The sequence below is a fragment of the Aquirufa sp. ROCK2-A2 genome (assembly GCF_054558485.1).
On sequence record NZ_JBPXKA010000010.1, the window covers coordinates 98,665 to 108,221 of the forward strand.

2 protein-coding genes and 1 pseudogene are annotated in these 9,557 nt (G+C 40.7%); 2 read left to right on the forward strand and 1 reads right to left on the reverse strand.

The window, feature by feature from the left end:
• Complete coding sequence (locus V7S76_RS12040) at positions 1–4,944, forward strand: T9SS type B sorting domain-containing protein (RefSeq protein ID WP_459510373.1); 4,944 nt, start codon at positions 1–3, stop codon at positions 4,942–4,944.
• A gap of 29 nt (positions 4,945–4,973) precedes the next feature.
• Positions 4,974–5,897, forward strand: coding sequence for a PorP/SprF family type IX secretion system membrane protein (locus tag V7S76_RS12045; protein WP_459510374.1), 924 nt, complete (start codon positions 4,974–4,976; stop codon positions 5,895–5,897).
• A gap of 310 nt (positions 5,898–6,207) precedes the next feature.
• Here the strand turns inward: V7S76_RS12045 and V7S76_RS12050 are convergent.
• Positions 6,208–9,557 (reverse strand): annotated as a pseudogene (locus tag V7S76_RS12050) (hypothetical protein); the annotation flags it as partial.

Below are 9,557 nucleotides of genomic sequence, written 5' to 3' on the forward strand. Positions count from 1 at the left end.
ATGTTTGCTTTTTCAAGTACTGAAACCCACGGTGTGCCTAAGCCGCTTTGGACAAATCAATTTAAGCGTTTTACGGCAAAGGGCATTATTTGTCTTTTCATAAGTTTAAGCTGCTTTCATCAATCATCTGGACAGTCTGTCAAATCAAAGCTGGATTCTTTAACTCGCAAAATCCGAATGGAGTTAGTTAGCCCTAAGTCCAAGTTGAGTAGTAAGCCCAAGTTGTCAAATCGTTTAATTTCTGGAAGAAGATTCAGCAGGCTTGCTCCTGAAATTAGCCTCACGCAAGACCAATCGACAATCATTGAAGGACAATTTGCTAACATTACTGCAACCCTTCAAGAGGCAACTGACACCCAAACCATCATTAATTTTATTCCATCTGGTACCGCCAAGATTAATCAAGATCATTTGTATAGCCGAATGGGCTATCAGGAAAATGCCATCACAGTAGCGGGGGGTAATGGATATGGTCCTGCTTCCAACCAAATTGCATTTACGGGTAAAATGTGCTTAGATAACGTAGGGAATATGTATGTGGCCGACTCAGAAAATAACCGCATTCAAAAATGGGCGCCTAGCGCAACGGAGGGCATCACTGTAGCTGGTGGTAACGGACAAGGAAATGGAGCGAACCAATTGGACAGTCCTTATGCAGTAGCTATTGATGCATCAGGCAATTTGTATATCGCGGATACTGGTAATAGCCGTATTCAAAAATGGGTACCTGGGGCAAATTATGGGGAAACGGTAGCAGAGGTTGATTTTCCAATAGATATCCAATTGGATTCATTTGGGAATATTTATGTACTCGATATATTTAACGCTAGCATTTTAAAGTTTACACCTGGCGTATCTGCACCACAAATAGTTATTGGTGCTTATGGCAATGGCTCTGGTTCCAATCAAATAGGTTTATCATTTGGATTCTTTATTGACAAAGAGGACAATATTTATGTAGCTGATTTGTATAATTTACGGATTCAAAAATGGGCATCTGATGCGACGGAGGGTATAACCGTAGCGGGTGGTAATGATATAGGATTGGATGATAATCAAATTGCACCCACCGATGTTATCATAGATGATGAAGGAAATATAATCTATACAGATATTTTTAATAATGCCGTTGTAAAATGGGCGCCAGGAGCGTTTAAAGGAGAAGTTGTTTTCGGCAACAATGGTTCTGGACCGGCTTCGAATCAATTTGATCAAATTTTTGGTGTAGTAAGAGATGATAATGGGAATCTATACTTATCTGACTATGGTAATCATAGAATCCAAAAAATAGTAACGGGCCCTCAAATCATCATTCCTGCGGGAGAAACTATTGGATCTTTTTCTGTTTCGGCTCTCACGGATCGATTAGTAGAACCAATGGAGTCTATCATTTTGACGCCAAGCGCTATTGGGGCAACTTTAGCTTCCAACAGCGATATAAATTTAACCATTTTGGATGAAACCGATAGTGACGGCGACGGAATAGAAAACTTCATGGAATGTTTTGGGGCTGACCTGATTTGCCAAGACTTTGACCAGGATGGAATTCCCAATAATTTGGATTTGGATTCCGATAATGATGGTATTCAAGATAGGTTAGAGCAAAATAGAGATTCGGATAAAGACGGCGATGCGGACTACTTAGATCTGGATTCCGACAATGATGGTATTTTAGATAGACTTGAAGGTACTGTAGATTTTGATGGAGATGGAATACCTAATTATCTAGATTTGGATAGCGATGACGATCGAATCATGGATGCTTGGGAAGCAACAGAAATCTATTTCTTTCATGATGATTTTGGGTACACAGGAACAGTGAAAAAAGCAGATGGAAGTTTCCCTGATGCCAATATGAATGGTTTGGCCGACTTTTTAGAACTAAGCATGGGCGGTAAACCTAGGACTATTCAGGATACGGACAAGGACGGCTTTCAAGACTTTTTGGATAGAGATGATGATGAAGATGGCATACCGGATGAGATAGAACAAACCTCTGATATGGATAATGATAATCGTCCCAATTACCGAGATCTAGATAGTGACGGCGATTTAATTCCAGATAGCAAAGAAACAATGGCAGATTTTGATGGAGATGGTATCGGCAATTACTTGGATTTGGATAGTGATGGAGATGGGATACCTGACCGATTGGAAGGTGTAAGTATTTGCGAAAGTTGTGAAGCGAAAGACCTCTTTCCAGATGGTTTAGATGATCGTTCAAATGGTATAACAGTTGACGCAGACAAAGATGGGAAACCTGATTATTTGGATATCGATTCCGATAATGATGGAATTCCAGATAATCTAGAAGTAGGATCAAATCCGAATAAACCTTTGGATACGGACGGAGATGGAATACCTGACTTTAGGGATTTAGACTCCGACAATGATGGATTTTCGGATAGCATGGAAGCGGGTCTTGTACCTAATAAACCTATTGATTCGGATGTTGACGGAAAATCAGATTACGTGGATACAGATTCAGATAATGATGGTATTCTAGATGGCGTGGAAGCAGGCAAGGATCTTAGTCAACCTCTTGATACAGATGCTGATGGCACTCCAGACTTTTTAGATATAGATAGTGATGGGGATGGAATTCTTGATTCAATCGAATTAACAGCTGATTGGGACAAAGATAATTTGCCTAATTACCGGGATTTGGACAGCGATGGGGATTTGATCCCAGACAATAAAGAGAATGTTGTGGATTCAGATGGAGATGGAGTTGGCAATTACTTAGATTTGGATAGCGATGGAGATGGTATTCCTGACCGAATGGAGGGTGTTGTTATTTGTGAAAGTTGTGCATTTATGGATGAGGCATTGGATGGATTAGATGATCGTTCCAATGGAAATGCAGAGGATACGGATAAAGATGGTCAAGCAGATTATGTGGATTTGGATTCCGATAATGACGGCATTCCTGACCAATTAGAGGCAGGTGTTGATCCAACTAAACCGGTGGATTCGGATGGGGATGGTTTATCCGATTTTAGAGATGTGGATTCGGATAACGATGGATTTACGGATCAATTAGAGGCTGGCCAAGAACCTGCTAAACCCATCAATTCAGATGGAGATAGTTTACCTGATTTCTTAGATATCGACTCCGACAATGACGGTATCTTAGATCGTATCGAGGCAGGAAAAGACGTCAATCAGCCCGTCGATACCGATAAAGACGGACAAGCAGATTATTTAGATACCGACTCAGATAATGATGGAATCTTAGATAGTTTAGAAGCTGGCAAAGATTTTGGTAAACCGGTGGATACAGATAATGATGGTCAAATGGATTACTTGGATACCGACTCAGATAATGATGGAATTTTAGACAACATTGAAGCGGGTAAAGATTTTGGTAAACCGGTTGATTCTGACAACGACGGACAAGCAGATTATTTGGATATCGACTCAGATAATGATGGAATCTTAGACAGCATAGAGGCTGGGAAAGATCTTGGTAATCCGGTCGATACAGATAATGATGGCCAAGCGGATTACTTGGATATTGATTCAGATAACGATGGAATGCCTGACCTTTTAGAAGCAGGTAAAGACCCAAGCAAACCGATGGACACCGACAAGGATGGTCTAGCGGATTACATAGATTTAGATTCCGACAATGATGGAATCATGGATCAATTAGAGGCCGGAAATGATCCAAAGAATCCAGTTGATACGGACAAAGATGGCATTTCGGATAATAGAGATTTGGACTCGGATAATGATGGTATTTCAGATAAATTAGAAGCCGGAAAAGATCCAAGTAAACCCATGGATTCGGATCTGGATGGTTTGCCTGATTATCAAGATGTAGATTCCGACAATGATGGCATTCAGGATATTATCGAAGTAGGGAAAGACCCCAATAAGCCAATCGATACGGATGCGGATGGGTTACCTGATTATTTGGATACGGATTCGGACAATGATGGAATATCGGATAGTGTGGAGGCTGGTAAGGACCCAAGCAAGCCGGTGGATACAGACGGAGATAGTAAACCGGATTATATGGATACCGACTCCGATAATGATGGAATTCTGGACAACATTGAGGTAGGAAAGGATCCACAAATACCCATTGATACCGATAAAGATGGACTTTCAGATTTTAGGGATTTAGATTCCGACGACGATGGTATTTCCGATAAGATGGAAGTGGGTAAGGATCCCAATAAGCCGGCAGATACGGATGCGGATGGCAAGGCCGATTATCAAGATTCAGACTCCGATAACGATGGAATTCCAGATAGTTTAGAAGCAGTCAATGTCATTAATCCAATCGATACAGATGCAGACGGTAAACCCGATTATTTGGACACAGACTCCGATAATGATGGCATATCGGATAAAGTGGAGGCAGGTGCAATTCCAAGCAAACCGGTAGACACCGACGGAGATGGAACGGTAGATAACAAAGATTTGGATTCTGATAACGACGGATATTCCGATAAAGAGGAGGCGGGCAATGTTCCCAATAATCCGGTAGATACGGATAAAGATGGGAAGCCAGATTACCAAGATATCGACTCGGATAACGATGGAATCATCGACAAATTGGAAAATAACATTGGCTTTGGTGCGCAAGCGGATTGTGATAAAGATGGTGTCGACAATCGGATTGATGCAGATCTTTGTCCCACATTTACACCCAATGGCATATCGCCCAATGGAGATGGGAAAAATGACGTATTGATCATTCCTGGTATTTTGCCCAATCAACCGAATGAGTTGACGATATTCAATCGAGCAGGGAATATTGTTTATCAAACGACCAATTATAAAAATGATTGGGGTGGTCAGACCGACCGAGGAACGAGTTTATTAGCTGGGGATAACTTATTGCCAGATGGAACGTATTACTATGTGCTTGACTTTTTTGGTAAATATCCAACAGTCGCAACCTATGTGTACATTAACCGCAAAGGAAAATAAGGAATCGATTTTTAAACAAGCAGAAGAAGATGAATCATATCAATAATAGTTCGACATATACAAAAAAGAGAAGCAAGGCTTTTCTATGGACTTTGCTTTTAGGCCTATTAATCGGTCCATTGGCAGAAGCTCAAATTGAACCGATGTACAACATGTATCGCTTTAATCCACAGGTCATTTCTCCTACTCATGCGGGCAGTACCGACTCCAGTGAGATTATCATCATGAATCGCCAGCAGTGGACGAATATCGAGGGAATGCCGAAGACGTATTTTTTGAATGGTAATTTCAAATGGCATCAACAAAGTGGATTGGGATTTAATGCCATGTTTGATCAGGCTGGTCCCGTGAAGATTGCTTTGTTATCGGGAGATTATGCCTATCATGCACGATTGGGCGAGAATTGGAATTTATCAGGAGGGATACGTTTGGGCTTGGCGAATGTGAGTTTGGATTTCAGTGGCATTCGTTTGGTTCATGATTCAGATGATTTATTTTTAGGGGAACAAAGCACAGGGTTAAAATTGAATGTTGGTTGGGGTGTAAAAATTGCCAAAAAGAACGGTTTTTTTGCTAGTTTATCCATGCCAAGAATCATCAAATATAATTTTGGAGATCAATCGGGAGGATACAAAGATGTGGCCTATGTGTATACGATGATTGGGAATAAAATTTCGCTGAATGAGAAATTAACATTATACCCTAGTTTTTTAGCACGTATAGCCTCTAGCGTTCCTTTAAGTTGGGATGCTAACTTGCTCTTAAATATAAAAGGAAATTTAGATGTTGGATTAAACTACCGATATCAAGATAGTTGGGGCCTTCGCTTAGGTGTTCAAGCCACCAAAAGAATTTACATAGGTTACGTGTATGAAATGCCGACCAGTGTTATCAGCAAAGTAAGTAACCCTACACATGAATTAGCGCTAAGGTTTTTTGTTCCGAGAAAATAGAGAATGGGTAAATTTGTATGTTAAAGGTTAAAAAGCCCTTATGGCGCAAACATTGAATACTGCACCCTTGGTATTTGTAATGCATGACCACTACCAAAATATTGGCCAGTAGCACTATGAGTTAATGATGTACTTATGATATCTTGCGCATCAAACCATGTAGCCGATGTACTATGAACTTGCGTTTCAGCTACAATCCCGTGTTTACCGATGTGTTACATAAAAAACATAGCCTACAAGGTCGTTCTTTAGGTATAGTTAATTTGACCATTTAGCGCTTTAAATTCGACTAGCTTTGGAAATGGAAGATTTAAAAGGTCCTAACTGCCCGGACACGTCTTGCGTTAGAAATACCAAGTTCCTTCTGTAAGCCTGCCAAATCACTACCAGAACTAAAAAATAACTGTACCCATGCATTTGAGATTCCTTTAGCAAATTCAATAAAATCTTTGTAATTAAAAGTCCCCTTTTGAGAAGAACTCCAATATGCTGCAAGCCCAGAAGTCGCAAAATTTCCAATTAGGTCTTTATTTTGGAACAAAATATTTAATTCTTCTTTGCTCGGTAAATACCAATCAGAAAAATCCCCACCCCTGTAACTGTTAGCAAGTCCCGCAGCATAGTTTGTCAAAGATGCGCCACCTGAAGCTGCAATTATTGAAAAAGTATTGGCCAAGCCTTTTCCTAAAAGGGTTTGGGTTACATCATAGAAAATGCTAGGGAACCATTTAATTCCCGCATCAGTAGTTTGATCAACAACAGCTGCAATTAAGCCATGGGTTTGTCCCGCAACATATCCAATATCCCCAAGTTGAAAAATATAAGCCACCTTTCCTCCTCCGTAACTATCTCCCACATTTAAAGTAGAAACTAATTGACCATTCATATTTACCCAATGGGAACCATCATAAACTTCTAATTGCTTATTTATAGTATTCCAAATGGTTAAACCTTCAGCGGGAGTAGTAATTGCATTTCTTTGTGTGGTTGTTAAACGAGGAGGTAAAAAACCTTGTGTGGTTGAATTTGCCTCTAATACTGCTGAGGAACTAGCAGCAGAGGAGGCGCCTGCGATTATTTTCCCGTCAGCAGTAATGCTACCGTTGGTTTTTACATTGGTTACATCCGCATTACCTAATTGAATGGTGTTGCTTGCTCCTGCAACTGCGTTATAGCCAATGGCTGTTGCATTGGTTAAACTATCATATTCGACATTTGCACCATATCCGATTGCAGTGTTAAATTCGCCTGTGTTGTTAGTAATAAGGGCTCCACCTCCGATAGCTGTGTTAGATGAACCTGTAGTGTTTAATGAAAGAGCTTCAGCGCCAATTGCTATGTTATAATTACCTGTTGTGTTAGAATAAAGAGCAGCACCGCCAATGGCTGTATTACCATTTCCGTCTGTGTTATTTGAAAGAGCACTCCAGCCATTTGCTGTGTTGCCACTTCCCGTCGTGTTGTTAACTAGGGCGTTTTTACCAATTACAGTATTGATTGTATCTGATCCACCACCTCTACCGACCGTAATTCCATTTACCGTCAAATCATAGCCACCTAGGTTAACGGCTTGGGTAGCGCCAGAATAAGGCACCCCTCCGGCTGCAGCTGCCCATGTTGCTAGCCCCGCGTTATCAATCGTTAAAACTTGGCCGCTTGTGCTATTGTGGGTATTTGGATAGGTCACAGTTCCTGCAGTGAGGGTACCACTGGTTTTTACATCAGTGACAGCAGGTATATAACCATTTACATCACTAGTTGTACCATCTGCTCCCAATTGAATGGTGTGGTCAGCATTTACAACCGCGCCATAGCCTATTGCTGTCGCATTGGTTAAACTATCAAATCTGACATTAGTGTAGTTACCAATTGCTGTGTTGCCCGAACCCTCTGTATTACTTTGAAGAGCACTTAAACCGATTGCTATATTGTTTCTACCTTCTATATTGTAAGCAAGTGCATAATATCCAATTGCTGTGTTATTTCCACCTGTTGTGTTACTAGCAAGACTACTATGTCCGCTTGCTGTGTTATAATCACCTGTTGTGTTACTCAAAAGAGCGCTATTGCCCAATGCTGTATTAAAATAACGATTTCCACCACCTCTACCTACCGTAATTTCATTTACCGTCAAATTACCGCTAGTCTTTACATCAGTGATAGCAGTGTTTCCTAGTTGAATGGTATTGCTACCAGCACCAATTGCATTATATCCTATTACTACCTCATTTTGAGCATCGTCTGCTGATGCTTTAGTATTTGATCCAAGGTATACTGAAAAATCACTTGTGGTGTTATTTGCATCAAAGTCATTGCCATCTTCATCATAACCAATAAAGGAACTGCCAGCATTATTGCCAATGGCTGTGTTCATGCTACCTGTTTGATTAGAAAACAGTGCTTTAAATCCGATTGCTGTGTTGGTGCTTCCATTTCCACCACCTTTACCGACCGTAATTCCATTTATTAAAGCATCTTTTGAAAATGTTGTTGTATCTGAAAATGTTTTTGCACTTGTTATTGTTTGTGCAGTATTGGTAGTTACATAATTTGTTAGATCCGTGGCATTGGCTTTTAAAGCCAAAGCCGTATTAACCGAACTTGTATCGGCTTTTGCGGCTAGCGAAATACTAACATCAGAGGTATTTGCTTTTAGAGCTATGGCTGTATTGACCGAACTTGTATCGGCTTTTGCGGCTAATGAAATTGTAACATCTGAGGTATTTGCTTTCAATGCTAGAGCCGTAATGACGGAACTTGTATCGGCTTTTGCAGCAAGCGAATTACTAACATCTGTGGCATTTGCTTTTAAGGCCAAAGCGGTATTGACCGAACTTGTATCGGCTTTTGCGGCTAATGAAATTGTAACATCTGAGGAATTTGCTTTTAAAGCTAAAGCCGTATTGATCGAACTTGTGTCGGCTTTTGCGGCTAATGAAATTGTTACATCTGTGGAATTGGCTTTTAGAGCTAAGGCAGTATTGACCGAACTTGTATCAGCCTTGGCGGCTAATGAAATTGTAACATCTGAGGAATTTGCTTTCAATGCAAGTGCGGTATTGACCGAACTTGTGTCGGCTTTTGTAGCAAGTGAATTACTAACATCTGAGGTATTTGCTTTTAAAGCTAAGGCAGTATTGACCGAACTTGTATCGGCTTTTGCGGCTAATGAAATTGTAACATCTGAGGTATTTGCTTTCAATGCAAGTGCGGTATTGACCGAACTTGTGTCGGCTTTTGCAGCTAATACATTGGTAATATCTGTGGAATTGGCTTTTAGAGCTAACGCAGTATTGACCGAACTTGTATCAGCCTTGGCGGCTAATGAAATTGTTACATCTGTGGCATTTGCTTTTAAGGCAAGGGCGGTATTGACCGAACTTGTATCGGCTTTTACAGCAAGAGAGTTACTAACATCTGTGGCATTTGCTTTCAATGTCAAAGCAGAATTGACTGTACTTGTATCGGCTTTTGCGGCTAATGCATTGGTAACATCTGTGGAGTTGGCTTTTAAAGCTAAAGCAGTATTGACCGAACTTGTATCAGCCTTTAGGGATAAAGCTGGAACAGTGGGAGCATCCGCCGTTCCAGCTAAATCACCTGACAATCGTATTTTACCTAAAGTTGTATTAGTGGCATCTGGCGTAGCAGCCGCAACGC